Here is a 24,925-nt window from a genome sequence, read left to right as displayed (position 1 = left end):
AATATTTTTATGAATATACCAGCAAATTTAAAGTACACAAAAGATCACGAATGGGTTAGTTTAGAAGGTGATATTGCAACAGTAGGAATTACTCATTTTGCACAAAAAGAATTAGGAGATATCGTATATGTTGAGGTAGAAACTTTAGACCAAACTTTAGAAAAAGATGAGGTTTTTGGTACAGTTGAAGCGGTTAAGACGGTTTCTGATTTATTTCTTCCTTTGTCAGGAGAAATTGTCGCTTTTAATGACTCATTAGAAAGTACGCCGGAAGTTGTCAATTCTGATCCTTATGGCGCAGGGTGGATGATAAAGATTAAAGTTGCTAAAATGGATGAAGTTGATTCATTGCTTTCGAGTGAATCATACAAAGAACTTATTGGTGCCTAAATTACTGTACTTTTGGATAGCTTTATCTTGGACAGGAGTGATAGCGTATTTTTGCTTAACGCCTTCAAGTAATCTTCCAAGTGTAAGTATACTCTATTTAGATAAATTTGTACATGCAAGCTTTCATTTTGTATTTACGGTATTTTGGTTTTTGTTTTTTAAAAAACAGTTAGGTTCAAACCTTCTTAAGCCTTTATGCATTTCATTTGTTTTTTCTGTTTTTTTTGGAATAGGAATAGAAATATTGCAAGGGTGCTGTACGACAACCAGAAGAGCAGATTTTATTGATGTTCTGGCAAATATGGCAGGAGCAATTTTGGCAGTTTGCATCGTTTTAATATTTAATAAGTATCGTAGTGTAGATAAAATATAGCAGATAATATAATCCCACTTAGGTGGGATTTTTTATACTTGAACATTTCGTTGTTAATAATGGATGTGTTAAAAGGGTTAGTAAGTACAAAAAGTAAATGTTTATATTAAAAATATGTGAATTTAAAATGTATTTTTGCTCATTAGACCTTATATCATTATAAAACCAAAAGAACAATGAATATTAAACAATATCTGGACGCAACCTATTTAAAAACGGCAACTCAAGCTGGACTTAGTGAAGTTGAGAATGCTATTGTAGTCAAAAACAATATTCAGGAAGCTATTGAGGAACAATTTAAACTCATAATGATTCGTCCTGATATGGTTTCAATGGCCAAAAAAATGATTACTGACGCCAATTCAATTTTGCAAATTGGAACAGTGATTGATTTTCCAGAAGGAAAGTCTAACGCAGAAGAAAAACTTAAAGAAGCGATACAAGCAATTAAAGATGGAGCCGATGATTTAGATTTTGTTTGCAATTATGAAGCATTCAAGCGTGGTGAATTAGATTTGGTGAAGGATGAAATTTTAAAATGCACACAATTAGGTTTAGATAATGGGAAAGTCGTAAAATGGATTATAGAAGTAGCTGCACTTGATGATAAACAAATTATACAATTGTCAGCTTTTATTAAAAACATTGTTGTTTCAAATTTTAAACAAGAATCATTTCCTAATGTCTTTGTAAAATCATCCACTGGCTTTTATAAAACAGAAAACAATTTGCCTAATGGCGCCACGATTCCTTCTATTATTATGATGCTTGAAAATGCCTCGCCGCTACCTGTTAAAGCAGCAGGGGGAGTAAGGACATATGGGGAGGCGGTTGAAATGATTCGACTGGGTGTAAAAAGAATAGGCACCTCCGGTGCGAAATCAATTGCTAATGGGCAAGAATCTAGCTCTGAATACTAAATTCACAAAAAAAGTCAACATGAAAAAAGGTTTGTCAACTGTATTTTTATTATTTTACTCGTTTTTTATTTATTCACAAGAAGTAAATAATAGTTCGTTACAATCAGATCCTTCTGCTGAGCGTTTTCCTGTTTTTTCAAATTGCGAAAATTTGCAATCCACGGAATTAAAAAACTGTTTTTATAATAAAGTATTGGATTTTATTTTTCAAAATTTTGAGGTCCCGGAAAATTTAAAACAAGCCAATTATCAAGGTAATGTCAAGGTTCTTTTTGAAGTAGACAGTAATGGCTCTTTTAAAGTAATTTATACGGATGCTGTTGATGAAAATTTAATAAAAGAAACTAAAAGGGTTTTTGCTAGGTTTCCCAAAATTAAAGCGTCAACATATAACGGTAAGCCTACTTACTCTAAATATACCATTACAATTGCAATACCCTTAAAAAGCCCTGAACAGTTAGAATCAGAAGCACTTGTTCGCGCAGAAGTTATAAAGAATGATACGAAACAATTGACAGAATTAGATAGTATAGTTTATAAAAAATTTAGAAGCCCTGAGTTTGAAAGCCATTTGAACGTTCCTTTTTCCCATAGTTATTATTCTCAGTTTGATGCTTCTTTAAATAAAGTGGGCAGCAATAATCATACAGCATCTAAGCCCTATACTTATGTGGAGGTTTCAAAATATTATGATCTTAAGACGGTTAATGAAAAGCTTAAAAAAAATACTTCTGGCTGGTGGTCTAGAAAGTTATGGAACGAAAGTACGGTAGAAATTCAAGGGGAGGGTTATTGGTTTACATTAAATCCTATTCTTGATTTGGGGGTGGGTGCAGCTACTCATAGTGCTGTTTCAAGAACTTATATAAATACACGTGGATTAAACTTTCGCGGAGGATTAGGGAAAGATATTAATTTTACGGCAACTGTTTTTGAAAGCCAAGGAAGATTTGCTGATTATTTTAACCGTTACGCAGAATCAATCAAGCCAGCGGGAGGTGATCCTGCCATTATTCCAGGTATGGGAATTGCCAAAAGGTTTAAAACTGACGGATATGATTTTCCCTTGGCGGAAGCCAATTTAACTTTTGCGGCCAATAAATACATTGATTTACAGCTGGGGTATGGCAGAAATTTTATTGGAGATGGCTATCGTTCACTATTAGAAAGTGATGGCGCAAGTCCGTATCCGTATGTGAAAATTAACACAAATTTTTGGAAAATAAAATATACCAACACCTATATGTGGCTCAAAGATGTTAGACCAGCGGCGACTCTTGAGCGAACCTATTCAACGAAATTTATGGCAAACCATTATTTGAGCTGGAATGTGTCAAATAGATTTAACATCGGTTTATTCGAGTCTGTAGTCTGGACTAACACTAACGATAGAGGTTTTGATATGAGTTTTGTAAATCCAATTATATTTTATCGTTCTGTTGAATTTGCCTCTTCGGCTAGAACTGGTAATGCACTTTTAGGATTGACTTATAAATATAAAGTAAACAATCAGATCAATGCCTATGGTCAATTTCTGTTGGATGAATTTTCTCTTGGTGAGGTTAAAAAAAGGGATAACAGTTGGAAAAATAAATTTGGGTACCAATTGGGGGTTAAATATTACAATGCATTTAAAGTTGATAATTTAGTATTGCAGTTAGAATATAATCATGTCCGTCCTTACGTTTATTCTCATAGCAATCCTATTACAAATTATGCGCACAATAATCAAAGTATAGGGCATCAATGGGGCGGGAATTTCAAAGAATTTTTAGCAATTGCCCGTTATCATAAAGGAAGATATTATGGTGACGCAAAATTTACAATAGGAACTCGAGGGTTAGATTTTGATACGGTTGCTGATAGTTATAATTATGGAGGAAATATTTATAAGGATTATGATGAAAATAGACCTTTTGATTCAGGTGTAAAAGTTGGACAGGGGAATAAAACTGCTGTTTTTATAGCTGATATTCAAGGAGGATATTTGATAAATCCATCTACTAACCTGAAGCTTTTTGGAAGTTATATTTACAGAAGTTTTGATCCTAAAATGAATACCGCAACTACTTTTAATCAAAGTACCAATTGGCTTACTTTAGGAATACGTTCGGATGTTTTTAATTGGTATTTAGATTATTAGTTTATTATATTTCTAAAGAAGCTTTTTTATGAATTGTTTTTTGTCTAATCCCTTTTGATAAACTACTTTTGCAAAAGTTTTTACAAAGCAAATAACCACTAGCATTGAACGCAACACAAAATACCCTTTCATTAAAGTCTGTTTACATTGATTTCCGCGAGATAACTAAGGCGCGTCTCGCTGTTAGCGTAGTGTTTTCGTCAATTGCAGGATTTATGCTTGGCATTAATGATATTCATTCTTTCAGTTGGATGGTATTGCTGAAACTTGCCGTAGGCGGATATTGTATGGTAGGAGCTTCAAATGCTTTTAATCAGGTTATTGAAAAAGATTTAGACGCTTTGATGGATCGAACAAAAAATCGTCCGGTACCGGCGGGTCGAATGTCTTCAAATACGGCTTTGATTATTGCAAGTCTTCTTACTATTATTGGAATTGTATTGTTATATACAATCAATTCTAAAACTGCCATGTTTGGAGCAATATCCATTTTTCTTTACACGAGTGTTTATACGCCTTTGAAGACAATGACTTCATTGTCTGTTTTTGTGGGAGCTTTTCCTGGGGCAATTCCTTTCATGTTGGGATGGGTTGCGGCAACCGGTGAATTTGGTATAGAAGCAGGAACTTTATTTTTGATTCAATTTTTCTGGCAGTTTCCTCATTTTTGGGCAATCGGGTGGTTTTTGTATGAAGATTATGAAAAAGCAGGTTTCTTTATGCTGCCTACGGGGAAAAAAGATAAATCAACTGCTTTGCAGATTATTTTATATACGGTTTGGCTTATAATAGCTTCACTTTTACCGGCGTTGGGTTATACGGGCCAGTTGTTTATTACTCCTATAGCTGCCATATTGGTGTTTTTATTAGGTCTTTGGATGCTGTATTATGGAGTGCAATTATACAAAAAGCGAAGTGCTAAAGCAGCAAGAACATTGATGCTGGTGAGTGTTTCGTATATTACATTGTTACAGTTAGTGTATATATTTGATAAATTTTTAAGATAGTTATGGAAATCACAATGACAACCGCAGAAGAGCACAAATCTAGAAAGGCAAGATCATATAAGTTACTATTGCTTTTTGCTATGGTAAGCATGATAATGATGTTTGCGGGACTTACCAGTGCTTATGTAGTGAGTAAATCTAGAGCAGATTGGTTAAAAGACTTTCAGTTGCCAACGGCGTTTTATTTTAGCACAGTTGCAATTATAGGATGTAGTGTTACTTTTCATTTAGCAAAAAAAGCAATCCAAAAAGACAATCAAAATGCCACTACTAAGTTTCTTTTGTCTACTTTAGCATTGGGAATATTATTTGTTATTTTGCAATTTGTAGGGTTTGGACAAATAGTCGAAAACGGGTATTATTTTACCGGAAGTGAAAGTTCAATAACAACAACATTTCTGTATGTTGTTACCGTTGTACACTTGATTCACCTTGCTGGTGGGGTAATTTCTCTTCTAATTATAATTTATAATCATTTTAAACAAAAATATAATTCATCTCAAACCCTTGGAATTGAACTGGGTGCAATGTACTGGCACTTTCTTGATTTATTGTGGGTTTATTTGTTTTTATTTTTATATTTCTTTAAATAAGAAAAAAACGTAAATTTGGGAACTTTTTAACGAATAACTTTTATGGAAGCGACAGTTACTACTGCAAATAGTGAAGAGAAAACTTGGGGAGGCGGCAATGAGCCAATGAAGGCAAGTTATGGTAAATTAATGATGTGGTTTTTTATCGTATCAGATGCCTTAACGTTTTCTGGATTTCTAGCGGCTTACGGATTTTCTAGATTCAAATTTATTGAAACTTGGCCATTGGCCGATGAAGTGTTTACACACTTTCCATTTATGCACGGGGTGTCTGCTCCGATGTATTATGTGGCATTGATGACTTTTATTTTGATTTTTTCATCTGTAACAATGGTTTTGGCTGTTGATGCTGGTCATCAAATGAAAAAAGATAAAGTTGTTATTTATATGTTTTTAACCATTATCGGAGGTATGATTTTCGTTGGATCTCAAGCCTGGGAATGGAAAAATTTCATAAAAGGGGAATATGGTGCAATTGAAACAAAAGGAGGTAGTTTACTTCAATTTGTGGATAAAGAAGGGCATCGAGTAGCTCTTGCTGATTTTGCTGCAACATTGCCTGAGGAAAGAGAGCAGTTGACAAGAAGTAAAGGAAAATGGTTCATGTCAGAATCGTCTTTGCCTTCTTATTCTGTTGCCGAAGTTCAAGCGGGATTTAAAGCACACCCTGATCTTTTAATAAGAACAGAGGTAATCACTAAAGAAAAGCATAAAACAATTCTTTCCAGAAAAGATTCTGAATTGAGATTAACTCAAGCCAGTTTAGTTGTTGAAGGGGCTAATTTAACTCACAATGAATACGGAAGTAAACTATTTGCTGACTTCTTTTTCTTTATTACTGGATTTCACGGGTTTCACGTATTTTCGGGGATAATTATAAATATCATAATATTCTTTAATGTACTTGTAGGTACGTATGAGAAAAGAAGAAGCTACGAAATGGTTGAGAAAGTTGGTTTATACTGGCACTTTGTCGATTTAGTTTGGGTATTTGTATTTACATTTTTCTACTTAGTTTAATTTTAGATTTATCATTATGTCACACGAACATGTTTCTAATACAAAAAGGATTTGGACCGTTTTTGGTCTGTTGTCTGTTATAACGATAGTTGAGGTAATTTTTGGAATTATCAAACCAGACGTTCTTCACATGAATAGTTTTATGGCAATGAGTTTGTTAAACTGGTTGTTTATAATCTTAACACTTGTAAAAGCATATTTTATTGTATGGGCCTTCATGCACATGGAAGGCGAAAAAAGTACCTTAAAAAACGCTGTTGTTTTACCAGTAATTTTTCTAGTATTATATTTGCTTTTCATTCTTTTGACTGAGGGGAATTATATTTATGAGGTTTTTAAGAATTCTACTATCAAATGGAATTTTTAACAAGATATTAATTCAATAAAAGGGTGCGCATTGCGTGCCTTTTTTTATTTTTGTACTTTAAATATTATCGAAAAAATGAAAAAAAATATCGTTCTTTTTGTGCTTTTTATTTTGCCTATTGTCGCTTATCTTTTTTTCGCATCCGGAATAAATAGTTTTACCAAATTACCTGTAATCACTCCTAAAGTTGCTGATTTTGGTCAATGGAAATCTCTAAATGGAGAGAAAGTCAGCTTGAATAAAAAAATTACTATTCTAGGTTTTTCAGGGACGGAACTTTTAAAAAATAGAGGTAATTATTTCAATCTAAATGAAAAAATTTACCAAAGATATCATGATTTTGCAGACTTACAATTTGTTGTTATTTGTCCTTTAGGAACGGAAAATGAAGGGAAAAAAATCATAGATGCTTTAGATGATTTTACTGATGTTTCTCAATGGCATTTTCTTTTTACTTCGCCTCAGGAAATTACTGCTTATTATGACCAGTTACAATTAGTTGGGAAATTGGATAAAAACTTCGGAACTCCAAATGTGTATATATTGGATAAGGAAAGAAATTTGAGAGGAAGAAAAGAAAAGAAAGATTACAAAGAAGGATACAATACATTCCATTTAGCCGAATTGAGTAATGAAATGTTGGATGATTTTAAAGTTATTTTGTACGAATATCGTGCTGCGCTTAAAAAAAATCATAATGCCACTAAAGAACTTTAATTCTGAGAAACTATGCTTAAAAATAAATCATATATAGGTATTTCATTTATTATCCTGCTTTTTGGAATATACGCGGTGCCAAAAATAGTAGAAAGAATACAAAATAATGATGTCGTAAAAGGAGATCGTTTGGATAAGATTGGTTCAGCGTCTAAGAATGATCAAAAATTAGTAAAAATTGGTCCGGCTCCAAAGTTTGAATTGGTTAATCAGGACAATAAAAAAATCACTAATGAAACGTACAAAGGCAAAGTTTATGTTCTTGAGTTTTTCTTTACCACTTGCCCTTCCATTTGTCCAAAAATGAATTTGAGTATGTTGGCTATTGAAAATAAATTTTTTGGGAATCCAAATTTCGGGATTGTTTCTATCACAATAGATCCATCACACGATACTCCTGATGTTTTGAAAGCCCATGCAAAATTACTAGGGGTAAAGTCATCTAATTGGAATTTCTTGACGGGCGACAGAGCTTATATTTTTAATTTAGCTAACAAGGGTTTTAATCTTTACGCTGGCGAAAATAGTAAAGTAAATGGCGGTTTTGAGCATTCTGGTTTGTTTGCGTTAGTAGATAAAAACGGAGATATTCGTTGCAGAAGAGATGATTTTGGGAATCCAATTTTGTATTATGACGGTTTAGATAAAAATGGAGTTAGAGATATTCAACAAGATATTAATATTTTATTAAAAGATTAAGATGGAAGAGAATTCGATTGAACAAAAATATAATAAATGGATCATTATCCTTTCTATAGTAATTCCTGTTGCGGTTGCTGTACTTTTTAAGGTGAAACTTAAAGATTTTGGTATTCATGTTGCTCCTTTGGATTTTTTACCTTCCATATATGCTACAATTAATGGCGTTACTGCTGTCTTATTAGTTTCGGCTGTTGTCGCTGTCAAAAATGGTAAAAGAGCGCTTCATGAGAATCTGATGAAATTTGCAATTGGTTGCTCTATTGCTTTTTTAGTGATGTATGTTGCCTATCATATGACTGCCGACTCCACTATATTTGGAGATGTAAATCACAATGGCGAATTAGATGTTGCTGAAAAATTGAATGTGGGAAACTTAAGATTAGTTTATTTTTTAATTTTAATTACACACATAATTTTATCAATTGCGATTATTCCCCTAGTTTTAGTAACTTATGTACGTGCTTTGGCGACTAAATTTGATAAACATAAAAAGATTGCCAAAATTACGTTCCCAATATGGTTGTATGTTGCCGTTACCGGTGTAATAGTCTATTTAATGATTTCCCCTTATTATGCTTAATACAGAAACAATACGCAAGACACAAGGAAAATTTTTTTCAGGAAAAAGGGTTGTATTATTCTTTCTTCTTGTCTCTTTCCTTTTTCCTATAAATTCCCAAGCTCAATGTGCCATGTGTCGCGCTGCATTAAATAGTGAGGGAAATAAAACGAAAGCGGCTGCCGTAAATGACGGAATTGTTTATCTAATGGTGATACCTTACTTACTTGTTGGAGGTATTGGTTATGCTGTTTATCGTATGCGAAAGAATAAAAAATAACCTTATTTCGGTTAAAGTTAATTATTTGTAATATTCATCTACTTTAGGCCATTTACGGATACATTTACAGTTCCTTTTACTTTTATAAACGCAATAATGGCTTGATTGGTTAATTCAATTTTTTGGAATTGAATGTCTTCCATTTTTCCGTTTATATAAACACCTAGCATGGGAGAATAATTTTTTAAATATTTCATCATGCTTTGTTTGCCTTCTTCTAAATTTGGTTTTATCGAGTAACGACAACTTTGTTGAATTTTTCTTAAAACTAATGCTTGAGTAAGCCAGTTGGCAGTGCGTATCAATTTGTTTTTAGTGTCTAGAGCATAATCTAATTGATCAAAAAATACTTCTTTCGTTTGTTCATTATACTGTGGGAAACCTGCTAAATAAATGGTTCCGTTCACAGATCCCGTAACATCTAAAGCAATTATCATTTTAGCTTTTTTTTGCCAAATGGCTACGTTTTGTACTTTTATTTTATTGCTGCCGGATCCAAATTCCTGTCCGGAAAAATTCTTGGTCATTATTTTTGAAGCCTCTTGATAGGTTGAAACGGCCACTATATTAGCTGTTATTTCTTGTGGGATTTTAGTAACCGATTTCAAAATGATTTTTGTTGCGTCAAATTTAGATTCAGGTTTACTTCCTATCAACGTTTCCATATTGCATTTCATTCCCATTTCTAGCAGGAAAGTGTCGTTTTTCAGTTTGGCATTAGTAGAGTAAATTTCGATAGGAACAATCCGAAGCCAACTATGGTATACGTCACTCATCTCAAAAGGAGTACAAATTTTTTCTAAAGCAGCCAGAACATTAGGTTTAAAATCCATTGATTTTTCAATCGCACTGTCAATCTTCTTTTCAATTTTTGATTTAAAAAGCTTAACACCTGGATTAATTAAATAAGTAACTGGTACATTTTTACCAAAAACGGTCATCGTAGGACTTTCATTCCAATCTAATGATTTTAATTCTGTTATAGTGTTTAGTTTCCAATTGGTTAAATTAACATCGCTTAGTAAAGTCACTACCCCGTTTAGATTGAATTCTCTGGTATCATAAAATGAAATGCCAAGTTTTTTTGTGCCAATTCTGTATTTTACGATAGCTTTTAATGGTAAAATTGTTTTTATTCTTTCTCCGGAAACCCCATGATCGTTCACGATTGTAATCGGTGCCAGTTTCCAAATTTTCATTTCAATATCATCGTCTTCAATGTTGTTGTCTTCGTAAATCAAACCATTCAATAATGCGTTAGTTTGGTTCTCAATATCCTTCAGTTTTACACTAATGGGTAAATTAATAAAAGATGGAACATTTTCGTAAACCAAAGGAACGGCATCATCAGGTTCCGGTTTTAGGGTCGCTATCTTTTGGGAAGTGGAACAACCGGAAACCGATACGATAAATAGAATAACAAGTAGAATCGAAAAGAATTTTAGCATTTTGTTTTTATTTCAAGCAACAAAATTAAGAAAACAATTATATTTTAGAGTTAAACTGTAACATTTTGATAGCTATTATGTCTTATTGGTATATTATCAGGAAAAGTAGCTTTTTTTGTGGTAGAATTTATTTTGAGAATTAGGAACAGTGTTGAATAATTGGCGGCATTAGCATTGAATTTGAAAATTAAATTATAGTTTTTTTTAATAAAAGTTAAAAATTATTGTCTAAAGTAGTAAGCGATTAACAGATAAATCGGAGCGTAAAAAAATAAATAGTTTTTAAAAAATGTTAAATTTGTACAGTGCTGTTGCTGTATTTTTATCAAATGAATATGAAAAAAAAGAGTTGTATAAGTTTCATTTTTATTGCCCTGTTTGGATTGGCTACTCAGGCGCAATCTAAAAAGTGGACCTTGGAAGAATGCGTAAATTATGCCGTGCAAAATAATATTTCAATCAAGCAAACTGAATTAGATTCTAAAACGGCAATGATTGATAAAAAAGGAGCTATAGGGAATTTTCTGCCATCTGTTAATGCTAATGCTTCTCATTCCTGGAATATTGGTTTGAATCAGGATATTACGACAGGACTCCTAAGAAATCAAACTTCACAGTTTACTTCAGCAGGAGCAAGTGTTGGGATAGATATTTATAAAGGACTGCAAAACCAAAACACACTGCGAAAAGCTAATCTCTCTATCATTGCTGCGAAATATCAGTTATTGAAAATGAGAGAAGATGTCGCGTTAAATGTCGCTAACGCTTTTTTGCAAATTCTTTTTAATAAAGAAAACCTAAAAGTGCAACAGGAACAAAAGGCGTTCAACGAAAAACAATATAGCCGTTCTGAAGAATTAGTAAAAGCGGGATCAATTCCTCGTGGAGACTTACTGGATATAAAAGCTACAGTAGCGTCTAATAATCAAACTGTCATTGCTGCGGATAATGCGCTGTTGATTTCTAAATTAAGTTTAGCTCAATTACTACAATTAAAAGACTTCGAAAATTTTGATGTAATTGATAATACTTCAGTTAAAGACGAAAATAATATTTTAGCTCAAACTCCTACGGCTATTTATGATAAGGCCAAGGAAAGCAGAACGGAATTAAAAATCGCCCAAACTAATTTAGAAATTGCCGAAAAAAATGTCGCAATTGCAAAAGGGGGTTTTCAGCCTGCTGTTCAAGGGTTTTATAATTTTAACACTAGGGTTTCTTACGCAGATGTAATTTCTGTTTCAAATGGTGTTGTCGTAACGAGTGCTGCTCCACCTTTCTGGACTCAATTTAGTGATAATAAAGGACAATCTTTTGGGGCACAGTTATCCATTCCTATATTTAATGGATTTTCTGCAAGAAATAATGTGGAGCGTTCTAAGGTAAGTTTAGAAAAATCAAAAATCGCTTTAGAACAACAGGATTTAGATTTGCAAAGAAATGTGTATACTGCATTTACGGATGCAAAAGGAGCATTGAACGCTCATGAATCTTCCATTGCAGCTTTAGAATCCAGACAGGAATCTTATAATTATGCTAAGGAAAAATATGCTGTTGGTTTAATGAATTCATTTGATTTTAACCAATCGCAAACCCTATTGTCAAATGCACAATCTGAAGTTATAAGAACCAAATACGATTATATTTTTAAAATTAAAATACTGGAATTCTATTTTGGAATTCCTATTATCAAAAACTAATTTAACATGTCAAAAAAAACAATTTATATCTTAATTGGTAGCGTAGTAGCAATTATAGCATTATTGGTAATACTTTCAAAAACGGGAGTTATTGGTAATAAAGATAAAGGGAAAGAGGTAGAAATAACTACCGTAAATACATCAACAATCATAGAAACTGTTTCTGCCACGGGGAAAATTCAACCTGAAATAGAAGTAAAAATATCTTCAATGGTTTCTGGAGAAATTATTTCATTATCTGTAAAAGAAGGACAGGTAGTTAAAAAAGGTGATTTGTTGGTCAAAATTAATCCGGATTTATATACATCTGGTTTGAATAGAACGGTTGCCAATTTATCAGGAACTAAAGCTGGATTAAGTCAGGCCGATGCGTCTTTTAAAGAAGCTAAATCAAGTTACGACAGAAACAAAACTTTATTTGAAAAGGGAATTATATCCAAATCAGATTGGGACAAAGCAGTTGCTTCTTTTGAGGTAGCAAAAGCAACAAAACAAACTGCTTATTATAATGTTCAAAGTGCTTCCGCTTCTGTAAATGAAGCCAGAGACAATCTTGGCCGTACCGTTATTTATGCTCCAGCAGATGGAACGATTTCTATGCTAAATGTAGAATTAGGGGAACGCGTTTTGGGAACGCAACAAATGGCTGGAACCGAAATAATGAGAGTTGCCAACTTGAATAATATGGAAGTTGAAGTTGATGTGAATGAAAATGATATTGTAAAAATAAAAGTAGGTGATGAAGCAAAAGTTGAAGTTGATGCTTATTTGAAAAAACAGTTTAAAGGAATCGTTACGAGTATTTCTAATTCGGCAAGTTCTTCTTTAACGGCTGATCAAGTAACTAATTTTAAAGTGAAAGTAAGAATACTTAAAGAATCATACCAAGATTTACTAGAAGGAAGACCAGCAACGTATTCTCCTTTTAGACCAGGAATGACAGCGACGGTTGATATAATTACCAAAACAAAAAATAATGTTTTGTCCGTGCCTATTAGTTCCGTGGTTGTAAAGTCAGATACTACGGCTGTGGTTGTTGGTAAGATGCCAGATTCTAAAACAGAGGTTAAAGAAGCAGCTCCTAAAAGTGATAAAAAATTCGAATGTGTTTTTGTGAAAGTAGGAGATAAAGCAAAAATCAGAATCATAAAAACGGGCATTCAAGACGATACTAATATTGAAGTCTTAACCGGTCTTAAAAAAGGAGATGTTGTCATAACGGGCCCTTATACAACGGTATCAAAGGATTTGAATTCTGGAGATAAAGTGACACTTAAAACTGATAAAGACAAAGAGAAGAAATAATTTTTTTAAAATTTTAGAAAGCAAATCTAAAATTCCAAGTTTTATAACGAGATTTGTACTGTGATTGTGTTTTCACAAACAAATAAATTAAGCTTTGTCATTCGGATAGAGAAAGAATCACATTATCTGATTTCTTCTTTATCCGAATGACAATTTTTGGAAAAATAGAAAAATAATAATTATGATTTTATGATTCACGAATCTAAAATCCTAAATCTAAAATAAAATTGGAATACATTCTAAACATCGAAACTGCAACTAAAAACTGTTCTGTTGCTCTTGCAAAAGAAGGAAAAACAATCCTATGCAAAGAAATTGCTGAAGAAGGGTATTCCCATGCCGAACGATTGCATGTTTTTATTGAAGAAATCATAGCAGAAGCAGGAATTACAGTCAATGATTTATCAGCTATCGCAGTAAGTCAAGGTCCAGGTTCTTATACTGGATTGCGCATAGGCGTTTCTGCAGCTAAAGGCCTGAGTTATGCTTTGGGTATTCCTTTAATTGCTGTTGATACATTGAAAACGTTAGCTTCGCGAGTAAGTGTTTCAAATGGGTTAATTATTCCAATGATTGATGCCAGAAGAATGGAAGTCTACAGCGCCATATTCACTCCAAATTTAGAAAGTAAACGATCAATTTTGGCTGAAATAATCACGGAAGATTCATTTAGTGAATTAGAGGAAACAATTTATTTTGTGGGTGATTGTTCAGAGAAATGCAAAGCGGTTTTGACTAAAGAAAACTTTATTTTTTTAGAGGAAATCAAATATCCATCTGCAAAAGAAATGAGTTTGCTGAGTTTTGAAAAATTCAAAAAAGGCGACACTGTAGATGTTGCTTATTTTGAGCCTTATTATTTAAAAGATTTTATGATTACTACTTCGAAAAAATAAGATATTAAAATTAAGAATTAACCTTGGATGATTCTCTAACATAAGGTTGAACAACAATTCCTGCCGCATCAAATGCTAGTTTGCAGCTCTCCAGAGTCTCAGAGAAAACGGCGGCAAAATCTTCATTATTTGCCCAAGGTCTGACCGCAAGTTGGATTGCGTTATCCGTTAAGTTTTTTACGGAAACTTCAGCAACAGGTGTTTTAAGTATCTTTGGATTGCTGTTTAAAACGTCGGTAATGATGTTTTTTGCTTTTTTAATGTCAGTATCATAGGAAATGGCAATTGTTAAATCAGCTCTTCTGAATCCTTGTAAGGAGTAATTTATGATAGTGCCGTTTGATAAAGATCCGTTTGGAACAAAAATTGTTTGGTTGTTGGCATTGATTAATTTGGTGACAAATATTTGAATTTCGCTTACTGTTCCAACAACTCCTTGCGCTTCAATTGTATGGCCAACTTTGAATGGTTTAAACAGAATAATTAGCATTCCGCCTGCAAAATTGGATAATGAACCTTGAAGTGATAAACCTACAGCAAGTCCCATTGCGCCGAGAATAGCGACAAACGAAGAGGTTTCTATTCCCAGATTGGAAATAAAGGTTACAAATAATAAAACCCTTAAAACCCAGAGGAGAATATCCGAAAGAAACTTAGTCAGCGTTGGGTCCAGATCCCTTTTTACCATCATGCTTCTAATGAATCTATTGATAAGCCGAATAGTGTAAAGTCCTGCAAACAGAATAAGAAATGCAGATATTAATTTAGGGGAATAATCAATTAATACTTTAACAAAAGTGCTGGCGTAATCAGTAAGTTGATTAGGATCTAAGTTCATTTTTTTAATAATAAAAAACCTTCTCATAGGAGAAGGTTAAGTTTGAAGCGCAAAAATACAAATTAATTATTTTTTTATAACCTAATCTGCGTCTTCTTCTATTTTATTTATGGTTTTTTTGGCTATTTCTGTAGCTTCTGAATCGGCATCATTGGCAAATTCGCTTGTTTTTTCAGAAATAGTTTCAGCGGTTTCTGACGCAATTGTCTTAGATTCATCTACTATATCTTCAACTTTGTCTTTTGCAACTTCAGCAGTTTCTGCAACAGCCGTTTTAGACTTATCTACTGCATCTTCGACTTTTTCTTCTACTACTTCAGCAGTTGCTTTTGAACTTCCTGTCATTTTTGCAAAAGCATCTTCTGCTTTATCAGAATATTCGCTTACTACTTCCTTTGCTTTGTTAGCATATTCTTCTGCGTTCTCTATAAGTGGTGCCGCTGTTTCTTTTACTTTTTCTATTGTATCATGAGTAAATGATTCTGCTTTTTCAAAATAAGGTGTTGCGGTTTCTTTTGCTTTATCAAACGTTTCCTCTGTAAAAGTCTCTGCTTTTTCAATATAAGGTGCTGCTTTCTCTTTTGCCTGATCAAAAGTTGTTTCGGCTTTGTCAACCAATTCTCCGGCTGATTCTTTGGCTGAGCCAAACAAATTCTTTAAAAATGATAATACTCCCATGATATATTTATTTGATTAGTCTTACAATATTAAGCAATTTTTTCTAAGATTGTTCTAATGTATCGTTAATAATTTGCTGAAAATCAGTGTTTGACGTTAAATAGGTTTTGTTGTGGGCATGCATAAAATCAGTTTTTTGAAAAAAAAGAGAATTTATTTTTACATAAAAAAAAGCGTTTCAAATGAAACGCTTAAATTTTGTCTTAAAATTAATCTATTCGAGTTCGAATGTTAATTTTAAATTTACTCTATATTCTGTAATCTTACCATCTTTAACGGCTGCACTGTGGTCTTTAATATATGCAGATCGTATGTTTTTTAACGATGTAGCCGCCTTGGCAACTCCTTTTCGAGCTGCGTCTTCCCAACTAATTTCTGAATTGGAAAGTACTTCAATTACTTTTAATACTGACATAATTTCTAGGTGTTAAATTAGATATTAAATGTACCAAAATTTTTCTAAAGATTAATTTAAAATCAGGTATTTTTTAATGTAATATTAACGTTGTCAGTAAGTTGTGATTTAAGCGTTTACTGCTTCAACCTTTATGTTATTATCGTTAAGCATGCTTTTTAGCATGTTTTCTATACCACTTTTTAAGGTAAATGTAGATGAAGGGCAGCCACTACATGCACCTTGCAAAATAACTTTTACGGTTTTGTCGGTTTCGTTATAGGAATCGAATGCGATATTTCCACCGTCAGCTTGTACGGCAGGTTTTACATACTCCTCCAATATGTTGATGATTTGTTGTGAAGTCACATCAAGATTATCAAATTCTTTTGCTTTGGTATCTTCTTTTGCTGTAACCGTTTGAATGAAATTTTCATCTAAAACAGTTCCGCCATTTTCAATGTACTGTTTGATAAAACTTCTTAATTCTAAAGTTATTTCTTGCCATTCATTGATTTCATATTTAGTGACAGAGATATAGTTTTCGTCTATAAAAACTTCTTTCACGTAAGGAAATTTGAATAATTCTTTTGCCAATGGCGAAGGGCCAGTTTGATCAATATTCTTAAATTCAATAGCGTTTTTTGTTAACATTTTGCTAACCACAAATTTTAAAGCTGCTGGATTAGGAGTTGTTTCTCCGTAAACAGTTACGGGTTGTTTTTTTGTTTTATTTTCGTCAATATTGATGATTGTGCCACCATTGCTTACAAATATCTCTATTTGTTCCGCAACGGCATCCTTAACATCGTCCCATTCTACAATACTGTACTTCTCGATTGCCATAAAATTCCCCGAGATGTAAATTGTTTTTACAAATGGCAGGTAAAATAATTGTTGTGCAAGGGGAGAAGCTTTAGCTTCATCTATGTTTTTGAATTCAAAGCTCTCGTTTTGAGTTATAAAATCTGGGAATTCAAATTTGAGTATGGTTGGGTTTTGTGTTTCTTTTATACTAATTTTTGTCATGATCTTTGTAAATTTCTACAAATTTAGTAAAGATATTTTCCACGAATCGCTATATTTGAATATTAATAAAATAAATTAACAAAAATTTAGTTATCTAACTGGTTATTGTAAATTTTTTGGTTTCACACTCATCTTATATAATTGTATTACAATGTATAACAAAATTAGACTCATAGCCTTTCTTTTTTTTATGTCTCACTGTTCCTTTGCACAAGAGGGAGTTGCCGTTTATTCCGATTATTTATCCGATAATTATTATTTGATTCACCCATCAATGGCTGGTGCTGCAAATTGTGCTAAAATAAGGCTTACTGCTCGTAAACAATGGTTTGGCCAGGAAGATGCTCCGGAGCTTCAAACACTGAGCTTTAATGGAAGAGTAGGTGAAAAAGCAGGGGCTGGAATTATTCTTTTTAATGATAAAAATGGATATCATTCCCAGAAAGGGGTAAAGTTTACATATGCTTATCATCTTATGTTTTCTAGAGATGAAATTGATTTGAATCAATTGTCTTTTGGGATTAGCGGAGGTTTAATTCAGAGCCAATTAGACGAAACAGAGTTTAGACAGTCTGGTGATTTTGATCCCATTATTGACGGCACAATTGTACAAAAAGATTCTTATTTCAACATTGATTTTGGTGCTTCTTACAATTACTTAGATTTTTATGTCCATGGAACAGTGAAGAATGCGATTGAAACCAGAAGGGATATTTATACAGAATACGAAAGCGATAATTTGAGAAAATATTTATTTAGTTCGGGTTATGTTTTTGGAGATCAGGATAGAATATTATGGGAGCCATCAATCTTATTCCAATTAGTAGAAAAAACTAAGGAGAAATCAATTGACATTAATATGAAAGCCTATAAAAATTTTGATTTCGGAAAACTATGGGGAGGTTTGTCTTATCGTAGAAGTTTTGATAGTGCTGAATATACGAATGGTTCGGGAGTTTCAAAGCAGCGTCTTCAGTATTTCACTCCAATTGTTGGGGTTAATTTTAATAATTTCATGTTCGCCTATACTTATTCGCATGTATCAGGAGCTATGAAATTTGATAATGGTGGCTATCACCAAATTACTTTAGGAATCAATTTGTTTTGCAAACCTGAAAAATATGAATGCTATTGTCCTGCAATAAATTAATTTTACTTTATATCCATGTTAATTAAGTCTGTAAACGGAAAATCTCCTTCGATACCGGAGGATTGTTATGTAGCCGAGAATGCTACTATTGTTGGTGATGTTAGTTTTGGTTCCTCTTGTAGTGTATGGTTTAATGCTGTAATAAGAGGCGATGTGAACTTTATTAAAATAGGAAATAAAGTTAATATTCAGGATGGTGCTATTATTCATTGTACGTATAAAAAGCATCCAACAATAATAGGGAATAATGTTTCAATTGGTCATAATGCCATTGTACATGGTTGCACAGTTCATGACAATGTATTGATTGGAATGGGAGCTATTGTAATGGATAATTGTATTATTGAAAGTAATTCTATTGTGGCAGCTGGAGCTGTTATTACCCAAAATACAGTTATAGGTTCTGGATCGATTTGGGCTGGTGTTCCTGCCAAAAAGGTGAAAGATATTGACCAATCTGATTTTGCAGGGGAAATTGAACGTATTTCCAATAATTACGTGATGTATTCCAGTTGGTTCAAGGAATAATAATAAGAATTTTTTAAAAATCAATTTTTTCGACGGTGTATTTATTCTCTAGAATTTTAGATAATACTTTTGAATCGGTATTAGTGTAAAAAATGGGCTCAGTTTTTTCAGCGGATGAGAAACCTATTTTTTCTTGTAATATTTTTTGCGTTTGTTTAGCAACAGCTTCCCCTGAATCGATGATATGGATATGTTCTGGCAGTATCTTTTTTATTTGAGGAATCAAATACGGATAATGACTACATCCCAAGACCAGATAATCGATGTTAGCCTCAATCATAGGTGCGAGATAGGAGGTAAGTAATTGGGTCATTTCTGGCGAATTGATATCGCCATTTTCAATCAGCTGCACTAATCCATGACCTACTTGTTCAATTATTTTGGTATCTTGATATTTCTCTGTAGTTTTATTAAAAAGCTCGCTATTCAATGTTCCTTGTGTAGCAAGTATGCCTATGATTTGTGTCTTAGAATGTGTTGCAGCAGGTTTTATGGCCGGTTCGATGCCTATGAAAGGAACGTCATACTTTTCGCGTAATTCACGAATAGCATTAGTAGTTGCGGTGTTGCAAGCCACTACTATCAATTTGCAGTTCATCTTAAGCAATAATTCAGTATTCTTTATGCTTAATGCGATAATCTCCTCTTTTGATTTCTGACCATAAGGCGCATTTTTGCTGTCGGCTAGGTATATTGTTTTTTCATTGGGAAGTAAATGATGTATTTCTTTCCAAATGGAGGTTCCGCCAATGCCGGAGTCGAAAATTCCTATAGGTTGATCGTTATGCATAGAAACAAAGTTAAGGGCTAGAATGTAAATATCCTAAAAAATATTTTTAAAAAAAAACTGCTCATTCCCAAAAATAGGGTGAGCAGTTTTTATAATCTAAATGGTGTGATTTTTAAAATCCTAAATCTTTTTTCACATCAGCAGTCAAGTTTGGACCGTCAGCTAATAAAAGTGTAGAACCATCTAATACATATTGGAATCCTTTTGCTTTACCTACTTTTTGGATTGACAATCTTACTTTATCCATCAATGGTTTTACAATATCAGATTCTTTTTGTTGCAATTCTTTTTGAGCATTGTCTCTAAAATCAACAATTCTTTTTTGCATATCTTGAACTTCTTTTGAACGTTCTCCATTTACTGCTTCAGTTACTGTTGCTGATTCTGAATCGTATTTTTTTAATTTTGTTTGGTATTCTTCAACCATTTTTTTATAATTCGCATCATAAGTACCACTCAATTTTTCCAATTGTTTTTGAGCGTCTATCATAGCTGGCATTTTTGCCATAATTTCACTTACATCAACATGTGCTGTTTTTGCTTGTGCATTAATTGTTTGATTTGCGCCAAAGAATAGTATAGCGGCAATTAGTAAAGTTTTAATTTGTTTCATCGTTTTTAAAATATTTAATATTAATTTTTGTTTGTATTTTCTTTTAATTTTTCAGCTTTGGCTTTTTTCAGCGCTTCTCTTTCTTCCAGTATTTTTTTCTTTTTTTCTTCTAAAGCTTTTTTACGATCTTCGATTACTTTTTTACGCTCTTCTAAAGTTGTGGCTCTGTCTGCGGCTTGCTTGATTTTAGTGTCCTCAATAACTTTTTTTGAAGCTAATTTAGCGGAGTCATTTGCAACTGCAGTTGTTTTTGTTTCCTCTGATTTAGATGAGGCAGAAACCGTGCCATTTTTTTTAGCTTCTCTTTCGGATAGAAGTTGATTTCTTCTATCCTCAAATTCTTTTTTCTTTTGTTCCTGAAGCAATTTTCTATCAGCAATAACCTGATCTCTTGCCGCTTTTTTATCGTCTAATGCTTTTTTTCTATCCGCTAAAACTGGATTTTCATCTACCGCATCTTCTTTACTTTCTTTCGTTTCCTGATCTTTAAGTTGTTTTTTAGTCAACTGTTCTCTTTTTTCAGTACGATTCAGTACGCGTAAAACCTGTTCGCTAATGTCAAATCTTTTTGCTGTGAAAAGCATGGTCAAATCAGAGGATTTGTCAAAGATAAAATCATATTTCTTTGCTTCTGCTATGTCTTGAATGGCAGTAAATACTTGGTCTTGAATTGGCTTTGCCAAAACTAATTTTTGTTGTATTAAATCACCGTTTGGTCCAAATCTTTTTTGCTGATAATCTATTATTTCGCCTTCAAGAAACTTGATCTCTGTTTCTCTTTCATCGATTAGTTGTTTCGTTAATAAAGCTTTTTCAGCTTTTAAAGCATCTTTAAGTTTATTGACCTCAATTTTTTTTACCTCAATTTCCTGCTTCCATTTTTGGGCTTTTTGATCTAATTGACTCTTGGCTTCAGTATAGTCGGTAACATTTTGTAAAATGTACTCCATGTCAATGTAGCCTATTTTGGTGCCTCTGGTTTGCCCATTCATTGTACTTAGTACGATAAAGGCTAAAAATGGAAATAAAAATTGTTTTCTCATAACGGTATAGTATTAGAAAATTTTATGTCATTTTTTTAAAATTGTTGTCCGATGATAAAGTGTGTTTCCCATCCGTTAGGTTTTGATGTTCCTGGTAAAGCATCAAAGCCATAACCAAAATCAATACCTAATAATCCAAACGCCGGCATAAATACACGTAATCCAGCTCCAGCAGAACGACTTAATGCAAACGGATTATAGCTTTTAAAATCTTTATAAGAAGAACCCGCTTCCAAGAAAGTCAAAGCATAAATAGATGCAGATGATTTCAATGTAATAGGATAACGCATTTCCAATGAAAATTTATTATATACTGTTGCTCCAATTTGCTCTCCTGCACTGTTTACCGGTGTCAAAGAGTTATTTGGATAGCCTCTTAACTGTATAGTTTCTCTACCATCCATCGAGTAATTTGCTAATCCATCACCACCCACATAAAATCGTTCAAATGGCACAACGCCTCGGTCTTGGTTGTATGCTCCAAGGAATCCAAATTCAGTTAGTGTTCTAAGTACTAATTTACCATAAATTTTTGTGTACCAGTCTGCTTTGAACTTTATTTTGTAATATTCTAACCAATTAAATTTCTTTTGATCAACTAATGCAGGATCTGCAGCTGCATCTTGGTAGCTGAATACTTTGTTTCCGGCTGCATCAACATAGTCTCCAATTTTAACCGTATTTCCGTTTGCATCTGGTGTATTTGATCTGTCAACAGTATTTTTTAATTTATACTCTTCTTTATCTCCTAATGTAGCATAATCAGTTCCATTTAATAACGAATAAGGAGGTGTTACTTTTGCAGAAATGCTAAACTCTGATCCATAAGTAGGGAATATAGGATTTACTCCTTTATTACTTCTTGTTAAACCAATCGTATAAGCTAAATTTCTTGATGTTCCGTTTCCAAAAGTAAATAACCCTGTATTATAATTATGCAAATCATAATGTTGGTAGCTTACAGATTGTGACAATACAAAGAAATCATCTGGCACAGTTAGCCTTTTTGCTAATCCTACCGATAAGGTTAATATATTAAAGCTTTTAGTTTTATCAACTCTTTGTGTGACATAATTATTTAAAAACTGTTTACTATACGATAATGAGGTGCTAAATTGTACCGGTTTTTTTTGTCCAAACCAAGGTTCAGAAAATGATACACTATACGTTTGAAAATAAGTGCTTCCTTGTAATCGTAAGGATACCTTCTGTCCATCACCCATTGGCAATGGTTTGTACGCTTCTTTATTCAAAAGATTACGCGCAGAGAAATTGTTAAATGACAAGCCTAAAGTACCTATGAAACCACCACCACCATAACCTCCTTGAAGTTCTATCTGGCTGGATCCCTTTTCGACAAGGTTATATTCAATATCAACTGTTCCAGCACCTGAATCTACATTTTTGAATTTAGGATCAATTGCTTCCGGATCAAAGAATCCTAATTGTCCAATCTCACGAATGGTTCTTACCAATTCTTCTTTGCTGTATTTGTCTCCTGGTTTTGTTCTTAATTCTCTATAAATTACACGGTCATTTGTCTTGTCATTTCCTACAACCGTAATTTTATTAAAATAAGCTAATGGACCTTCAGTAACTCTAATTTCAAAATCGATAGTATCGTTTGCCGTTTTTACCTCTACTGCATTGATATTAGAAAACAAATACCCGTTATTTTGGTATAAATTGGTAATATCTTCACCGTCTGGTTTAGATTTATCTGCAATACGTTTCTCAAGTAAGACTCCGTTATAGGTTTCTCCTTTTTTAACTCCCAATATTCTACCCAATAATTGATCTGAATAGACAGTATTTCCTAGAAATTTAATGTTTCCAAAATAGTATTTATTTCCCTCTTCAACATTAATTTTAATTGCTAACGCATTTTTATTCTTGTTATAAGTAACAGAATCTGAAAGTATTCGGGCATCACGATATCCTTTTTCTTTGTAAGCGGCTATTACTTTTTCTAAGTCGGTTTTGTATTTTGCCTGTATAAATTTGGATGCTTTTAAAATACGTAACGGGTTTTTTTGTTTTGTATCTTTCATTGCATTTCGCAATGTCTTATCAGATAATTTGTCGTTCCCAACAAAATCAATACTTTGTATTTTTACTTTATCTCCTTTATCAATTGTAACAAGCATGTTTACTTGATTTACAGCTGAAGTGTCTTTAATAGTAGTAATATTTACTTTAGTATTGTAATAACCTTCTTTTTTGTATTTACTTTCGATGTAGTTTTTAGTGGTAGTAATTAAATTTTCATTTACTACTTTGCCTTTTGTAAGACTGTTGTCTTTAATCAGGCCTTCAGTTTTATTTTTCTTAATTCCTACAAATTTCACCTCGTTTAACTTAGGCAATTCTACCAGGTTTAAATCAAGATAAATACTGTCATTTTGTATTTTATTTACATAAAACGAAATTTCATCAAAAAGACCTAATTTTCCAAGTTTTTTAATAGCACCGCTTATTTCTTCACCTGGAATCGTTATTTCTTGTCCTTTTTGGAGTCCTGCAAAAGTTATTACTGTTTGATTATTAAAACTTATTTTGCCAACAACTGCAACATCTGCTAGGATATATTTTTTTCCTTGGTCAAAGGGTACTCGATCTTGAGCTTTAATTTGGGTAAAACTTCCAAAAATTAATAAGGTAAGGGCTATTCCTATTTTTTGATTTAACACTAAAAAATTATTTAATTTGTTCACTTGTTTTTCCAAATCTACGTTCTCTTTTTTGATAACTAATAATAGCCTCATATAAATCTTGTTCTTTAAAGTCTGGCCACAATATATCAGTAAAATACAATTCTGCATAGGCAATTTGCCATAGCAAAAAATTACTTATTCTATGTTCTCCACTTGTTCGTATTAATAAATCTACATCTGGTAAATTTTGCGTGTAAAGATGCTCATTTATAATTGAATCATCAATAGTGTCTATTGAAATTATATTATTTTTAACTTTACTACAAATGTTTTTTACAGCACTGACTAATTCTTCCCTAGAACCGTAGCTTAAAGCTAGGGTTAGAGTCATTTTAGTGTTGTCTTTTGTTTTATTTATTACATCAAGAAGCTCCTTTTGAGCCGATTTTGGTAATTTTTCCAAATTACCGATAGCATTGAGTTTGATGTTATTTTTTTGCAGTGTTACAAGTTCTTTTTTTAATGAATTAATTAGAACTTTCATTAATGTTTCGACCTCTAGTTTTGGTCTGTTCCAGTTTTCTGACGAAAAAGCATATAGCGTAAGAAATTCAATTCCTAATCTAGCACTGGCTTCGATTATTACTTTGACTGATTTTGTTCCACTTTGATGTCCCAAAGATCTCAAAAGTCCTTGTTGTTTTGCCCAACGTCCATTACCATCCATGATGATGGCTAAATGTTTGGGTAAGTTAGTTACGTCAATTTTATTTAATATTTCCATTTCT

The 24,925-nt window shown here is 32.8% G+C and carries 27 protein-coding genes; 17 read left to right on the top strand and 10 right to left on the bottom strand.

The window, feature by feature from the left end; translation table 11 throughout:
- Nucleotides 1-9 precede the first annotated feature (9 nt).
- The 12 genes from gcvH to BUC23_RS01610 all read left to right on the top strand — a co-directional run bounded on the left by gcvH (nucleotide 10) and on the right by BUC23_RS01610 (nucleotide 9,071).
- Nucleotides 10-390: a glycine cleavage system protein GcvH gene (gene gcvH, locus BUC23_RS01665; protein ID WP_073204366.1), complete on the top strand. Its 381-nt coding sequence runs from the start codon at nucleotides 10-12 to the stop codon at nucleotides 388-390.
- The gene (locus BUC23_RS01660; RefSeq protein ID WP_244153754.1) at nucleotides 383-763 is read left to right on the top strand and encodes a VanZ family protein; all 381 of its coding nucleotides are present in this window, start codon (nucleotides 383-385) and stop codon (nucleotides 761-763) included. Before gcvH ends, BUC23_RS01660 begins: the two co-directional genes overlap by 8 nt.
- Before the next feature lie 176 nt (nucleotides 764-939).
- Nucleotides 940-1,683: a deoxyribose-phosphate aldolase gene (gene deoC, locus BUC23_RS01655; RefSeq protein ID WP_073204359.1), complete on the top strand. Its 744-nt coding sequence runs from the start codon at nucleotides 940-942 to the stop codon at nucleotides 1,681-1,683.
- A 19-nt stretch (nucleotides 1,684-1,702) separates the two neighbouring features.
- Nucleotides 1,703-3,826: an energy transducer TonB gene (locus BUC23_RS01650; RefSeq protein ID WP_073204807.1), complete on the top strand. Its 2,124-nt coding sequence runs from the start codon at nucleotides 1,703-1,705 to the stop codon at nucleotides 3,824-3,826.
- 104 nt (nucleotides 3,827-3,930) lie between these two features.
- Nucleotides 3,931-4,833: a heme o synthase gene (gene cyoE / locus BUC23_RS01645; RefSeq protein ID WP_073204355.1), complete on the top strand. Its 903-nt coding sequence runs from the start codon at nucleotides 3,931-3,933 to the stop codon at nucleotides 4,831-4,833.
- Between the two features lie 2 nt (nucleotides 4,834-4,835).
- A complete protein-coding gene (locus tag BUC23_RS01640; protein WP_073204352.1) occupies nucleotides 4,836-5,426 on the top strand; it encodes a cytochrome c oxidase subunit 3 in 591 nt (196 codons plus the stop codon).
- Between the two features lie 42 nt (nucleotides 5,427-5,468).
- Nucleotides 5,469-6,446: a cytochrome c oxidase subunit 3 gene (locus tag BUC23_RS01635; protein ID WP_073204349.1), complete on the top strand. Its 978-nt coding sequence runs from the start codon at nucleotides 5,469-5,471 to the stop codon at nucleotides 6,444-6,446.
- 16 nt (nucleotides 6,447-6,462) lie between these two features.
- Nucleotides 6,463-6,813, top strand: a complete 351-nt coding sequence (locus BUC23_RS01630) for a cytochrome C oxidase subunit IV family protein (RefSeq protein ID WP_073204346.1) — start codon at nucleotides 6,463-6,465, stop codon at nucleotides 6,811-6,813.
- 75 nt (nucleotides 6,814-6,888) lie between these two features.
- Entirely contained in the window at nucleotides 6,889-7,530 is a 642-nt protein-coding gene (locus BUC23_RS01625) for a hypothetical protein (RefSeq protein ID WP_073204343.1), read from the top strand.
- Between the two features lie 12 nt (nucleotides 7,531-7,542).
- Nucleotides 7,543-8,229 (top strand): SCO family protein, encoded by a 687-nt coding sequence (locus BUC23_RS01620; RefSeq protein WP_073204341.1) that lies wholly within the window; start codon nucleotides 7,543-7,545, stop codon nucleotides 8,227-8,229.
- Between the two features lies 1 nt (nucleotide 8,230).
- Nucleotides 8,231-8,812, top strand: a complete 582-nt coding sequence (locus tag BUC23_RS01615; protein WP_073204337.1) for a DUF420 domain-containing protein — start codon at nucleotides 8,231-8,233, stop codon at nucleotides 8,810-8,812.
- Nucleotides 8,805-9,071 carry a hypothetical protein gene (locus tag BUC23_RS01610; RefSeq protein ID WP_073204334.1) on the top strand — a complete coding sequence of 89 codons (267 nt, stop codon included), beginning with the start codon at nucleotides 8,805-8,807 and terminating at the stop codon, nucleotides 9,069-9,071. Before BUC23_RS01615 ends, BUC23_RS01610 begins: the two co-directional genes overlap by 8 nt.
- A 38-nt stretch (nucleotides 9,072-9,109) precedes the next feature.
- Here BUC23_RS01610 and BUC23_RS01605 read toward each other — a convergent pair whose 3' ends face one another.
- Nucleotides 9,110-10,519, bottom strand: a complete 1,410-nt coding sequence (locus BUC23_RS01605; protein WP_073204331.1) for a DUF4403 family protein — start codon at nucleotides 10,517-10,519, stop codon at nucleotides 9,110-9,112.
- A 335-nt stretch (nucleotides 10,520-10,854) separates the two neighbouring features.
- Between BUC23_RS01605 and BUC23_RS01600 the strand changes: the two genes are divergently transcribed.
- The 3 genes from BUC23_RS01600 to tsaB all read left to right on the top strand — a co-directional run bounded on the left by BUC23_RS01600 (nucleotide 10,855) and on the right by tsaB (nucleotide 14,420).
- Complete coding sequence (locus tag BUC23_RS01600) at nucleotides 10,855-12,219, top strand: TolC family protein (RefSeq protein WP_073204804.1); 1,365 nt, start codon at nucleotides 10,855-10,857, stop codon at nucleotides 12,217-12,219.
- Between the two features lie 6 nt (nucleotides 12,220-12,225).
- Entirely contained in the window at nucleotides 12,226-13,524 is a 1,299-nt protein-coding gene (locus BUC23_RS01595) for an efflux RND transporter periplasmic adaptor subunit (RefSeq protein WP_073204328.1), read from the top strand.
- 227 nt (nucleotides 13,525-13,751) lie between these two features.
- The gene (tsaB, locus tag BUC23_RS01590; protein WP_073204325.1) at nucleotides 13,752-14,420 is read left to right on the top strand and encodes a tRNA (adenosine(37)-N6)-threonylcarbamoyltransferase complex dimerization subunit type 1 TsaB; all 669 of its coding nucleotides are present in this window, start codon (nucleotides 13,752-13,754) and stop codon (nucleotides 14,418-14,420) included.
- 10 nt (nucleotides 14,421-14,430) lie between these two features.
- Here the strand turns inward: tsaB and BUC23_RS01585 are convergent, their stop codons facing one another.
- The 4 genes from BUC23_RS01585 to BUC23_RS01570 form a co-directional block, all read right to left on the bottom strand.
- Nucleotides 14,431-15,258, bottom strand: coding sequence for a mechanosensitive ion channel family protein (locus tag BUC23_RS01585; RefSeq protein ID WP_073204801.1), 828 nt, complete (start codon nucleotides 15,256-15,258; stop codon nucleotides 14,431-14,433).
- An 81-nt stretch (nucleotides 15,259-15,339) separates the two neighbouring features.
- Nucleotides 15,340-15,936, bottom strand: coding sequence for a hypothetical protein (locus tag BUC23_RS01580; protein ID WP_073204322.1), 597 nt, complete (start codon nucleotides 15,934-15,936; stop codon nucleotides 15,340-15,342).
- A gap of 214 nt (nucleotides 15,937-16,150) precedes the next feature.
- Nucleotides 16,151-16,351, bottom strand: coding sequence for a dodecin family protein (locus BUC23_RS01575; RefSeq protein WP_073204318.1), 201 nt, complete (start codon nucleotides 16,349-16,351; stop codon nucleotides 16,151-16,153).
- 108 nt (nucleotides 16,352-16,459) lie between these two features.
- A complete protein-coding gene (locus tag BUC23_RS01570; protein WP_073204316.1) occupies nucleotides 16,460-17,359 on the bottom strand; it encodes a NifU family protein in 900 nt (299 codons plus the stop codon).
- Between the two features lie 151 nt (nucleotides 17,360-17,510).
- Here BUC23_RS01570 and BUC23_RS01565 point away from each other — a divergent pair, with 151 nt between their 5' ends.
- Complete coding sequence (locus tag BUC23_RS01565) at nucleotides 17,511-18,509, top strand: PorP/SprF family type IX secretion system membrane protein (RefSeq protein ID WP_073204313.1); 999 nt, start codon at nucleotides 17,511-17,513, stop codon at nucleotides 18,507-18,509.
- 15 nt (nucleotides 18,510-18,524) lie between these two features.
- Nucleotides 18,525-19,037 (top strand): gamma carbonic anhydrase family protein, encoded by a 513-nt coding sequence (locus BUC23_RS01560; protein ID WP_073204310.1) that lies wholly within the window; start codon nucleotides 18,525-18,527, stop codon nucleotides 19,035-19,037.
- 13 nt (nucleotides 19,038-19,050) lie between these two features.
- On the opposite strand, the gene murI is transcribed toward BUC23_RS01560, so the two are convergent.
- The 5 genes from murI to BUC23_RS01535 form a co-directional block, all read right to left on the bottom strand.
- On the bottom strand, nucleotides 19,051-19,827 hold the full coding sequence (murI, locus tag BUC23_RS01555) for a glutamate racemase (RefSeq protein ID WP_073204308.1): 777 nt from the start codon (nucleotides 19,825-19,827) through the stop codon (nucleotides 19,051-19,053).
- A gap of 112 nt (nucleotides 19,828-19,939) precedes the next feature.
- Nucleotides 19,940-20,440, bottom strand: a complete 501-nt coding sequence (locus BUC23_RS01550) for an OmpH/Skp family outer membrane protein (protein WP_073204304.1) — start codon at nucleotides 20,438-20,440, stop codon at nucleotides 19,940-19,942.
- A gap of 20 nt (nucleotides 20,441-20,460) precedes the next feature.
- Nucleotides 20,461-21,483 (bottom strand): OmpH family outer membrane protein, encoded by a 1,023-nt coding sequence (locus BUC23_RS01545; RefSeq protein WP_073204301.1) that lies wholly within the window; start codon nucleotides 21,481-21,483, stop codon nucleotides 20,461-20,463.
- 35 nt (nucleotides 21,484-21,518) lie between these two features.
- Entirely contained in the window at nucleotides 21,519-24,248 is a 2,730-nt protein-coding gene (gene bamA, locus BUC23_RS01540) for an outer membrane protein assembly factor BamA (protein ID WP_073204299.1), read from the bottom strand.
- On the bottom strand, nucleotides 24,181-24,921 hold the full coding sequence (locus BUC23_RS01535) for an undecaprenyl pyrophosphate synthase (RefSeq protein WP_073204799.1): 741 nt from the start codon (nucleotides 24,919-24,921) through the stop codon (nucleotides 24,181-24,183). The genes bamA and BUC23_RS01535 overlap by 68 nt, the downstream gene beginning before the upstream one ends.
- Between the last annotated feature and the right edge of the window lie 4 nt (nucleotides 24,922-24,925).

This window comes from Flavobacterium xinjiangense, from assembly GCF_900142885.1.
GTDB lineage: Bacteria > Bacteroidota > Bacteroidia > Flavobacteriales > Flavobacteriaceae > Flavobacterium > Flavobacterium xinjiangense.
The sequence above is the reverse complement of the archived record's forward strand: the minus strand, read 5'-3'. Positions and strand labels throughout refer to the sequence as shown.

Bases quoted from the DNA above. Each gene is read 5' to 3' on its own strand.
- gcvH (WP_073204366.1), top strand. From the start codon at position 10: ATGAATATACCAGCAAATTTAAAGTACACAAAAGATCACGAATGGGTT.
- deoC (WP_073204359.1), top strand. From the start codon at position 940: ATGAATATTAAACAATATCTGGACGCAACCTATTTAAAAACGGCAACT.
- BUC23_RS01650 (WP_073204807.1), top strand. From the start codon at position 1,703: ATGAAAAAAGGTTTGTCAACTGTATTTTTATTATTTTACTCGTTTTTT.
- BUC23_RS01640 (WP_073204352.1), top strand. From the start codon at position 4,836: ATGGAAATCACAATGACAACCGCAGAAGAGCACAAATCTAGAAAGGCA.
- BUC23_RS01635 (WP_073204349.1), top strand. From the start codon at position 5,469: ATGGAAGCGACAGTTACTACTGCAAATAGTGAAGAGAAAACTTGGGGA.
- BUC23_RS01630 (WP_073204346.1), top strand. From the start codon at position 6,463: ATGTCACACGAACATGTTTCTAATACAAAAAGGATTTGGACCGTTTTT.
- BUC23_RS01625 (WP_073204343.1), top strand. From the start codon at position 6,889: ATGAAAAAAAATATCGTTCTTTTTGTGCTTTTTATTTTGCCTATTGTC.
- BUC23_RS01620 (WP_073204341.1), top strand. From the start codon at position 7,543: ATGCTTAAAAATAAATCATATATAGGTATTTCATTTATTATCCTGCTT.
- BUC23_RS01615 (WP_073204337.1), top strand. From the start codon at position 8,231: ATGGAAGAGAATTCGATTGAACAAAAATATAATAAATGGATCATTATC.
- BUC23_RS01610 (WP_073204334.1), top strand. From the start codon at position 8,805: ATGCTTAATACAGAAACAATACGCAAGACACAAGGAAAATTTTTTTCA.
- BUC23_RS01605 (WP_073204331.1), bottom strand. From the start codon at position 10,519: ATGCTAAAATTCTTTTCGATTCTACTTGTTATTCTATTTATCGTATCG.
- BUC23_RS01600 (WP_073204804.1), top strand. From the start codon at position 10,855: ATGAAAAAAAAGAGTTGTATAAGTTTCATTTTTATTGCCCTGTTTGGA.
- BUC23_RS01595 (WP_073204328.1), top strand. From the start codon at position 12,226: ATGTCAAAAAAAACAATTTATATCTTAATTGGTAGCGTAGTAGCAATT.
- BUC23_RS01585 (WP_073204801.1), bottom strand. From the start codon at position 15,258: ATGAACTTAGATCCTAATCAACTTACTGATTACGCCAGCACTTTTGTT.
- BUC23_RS01580 (WP_073204322.1), bottom strand. From the start codon at position 15,936: ATGGGAGTATTATCATTTTTAAAGAATTTGTTTGGCTCAGCCAAAGAA.
- BUC23_RS01575 (WP_073204318.1), bottom strand. From the start codon at position 16,351: ATGTCAGTATTAAAAGTAATTGAAGTACTTTCCAATTCAGAAATTAGT.
- BUC23_RS01570 (WP_073204316.1), bottom strand. From the start codon at position 17,359: ATGACAAAAATTAGTATAAAAGAAACACAAAACCCAACCATACTCAAA.
- BUC23_RS01565 (WP_073204313.1), top strand. From the start codon at position 17,511: ATGTATAACAAAATTAGACTCATAGCCTTTCTTTTTTTTATGTCTCAC.
- BUC23_RS01560 (WP_073204310.1), top strand. From the start codon at position 18,525: ATGTTAATTAAGTCTGTAAACGGAAAATCTCCTTCGATACCGGAGGAT.
- murI (WP_073204308.1), bottom strand. From the start codon at position 19,827: ATGCATAACGATCAACCTATAGGAATTTTCGACTCCGGCATTGGCGGA.
- BUC23_RS01550 (WP_073204304.1), bottom strand. From the start codon at position 20,440: ATGAAACAAATTAAAACTTTACTAATTGCCGCTATACTATTCTTTGGC.
- BUC23_RS01545 (WP_073204301.1), bottom strand. From the start codon at position 21,483: ATGAGAAAACAATTTTTATTTCCATTTTTAGCCTTTATCGTACTAAGT.
- bamA (WP_073204299.1), bottom strand. From the start codon at position 24,248: ATGAGGCTATTATTAGTTATCAAAAAAGAGAACGTAGATTTGGAAAAA.
- BUC23_RS01535 (WP_073204799.1), bottom strand. From the start codon at position 24,921: ATGGAAATATTAAATAAAATTGACGTAACTAACTTACCCAAACATTTA.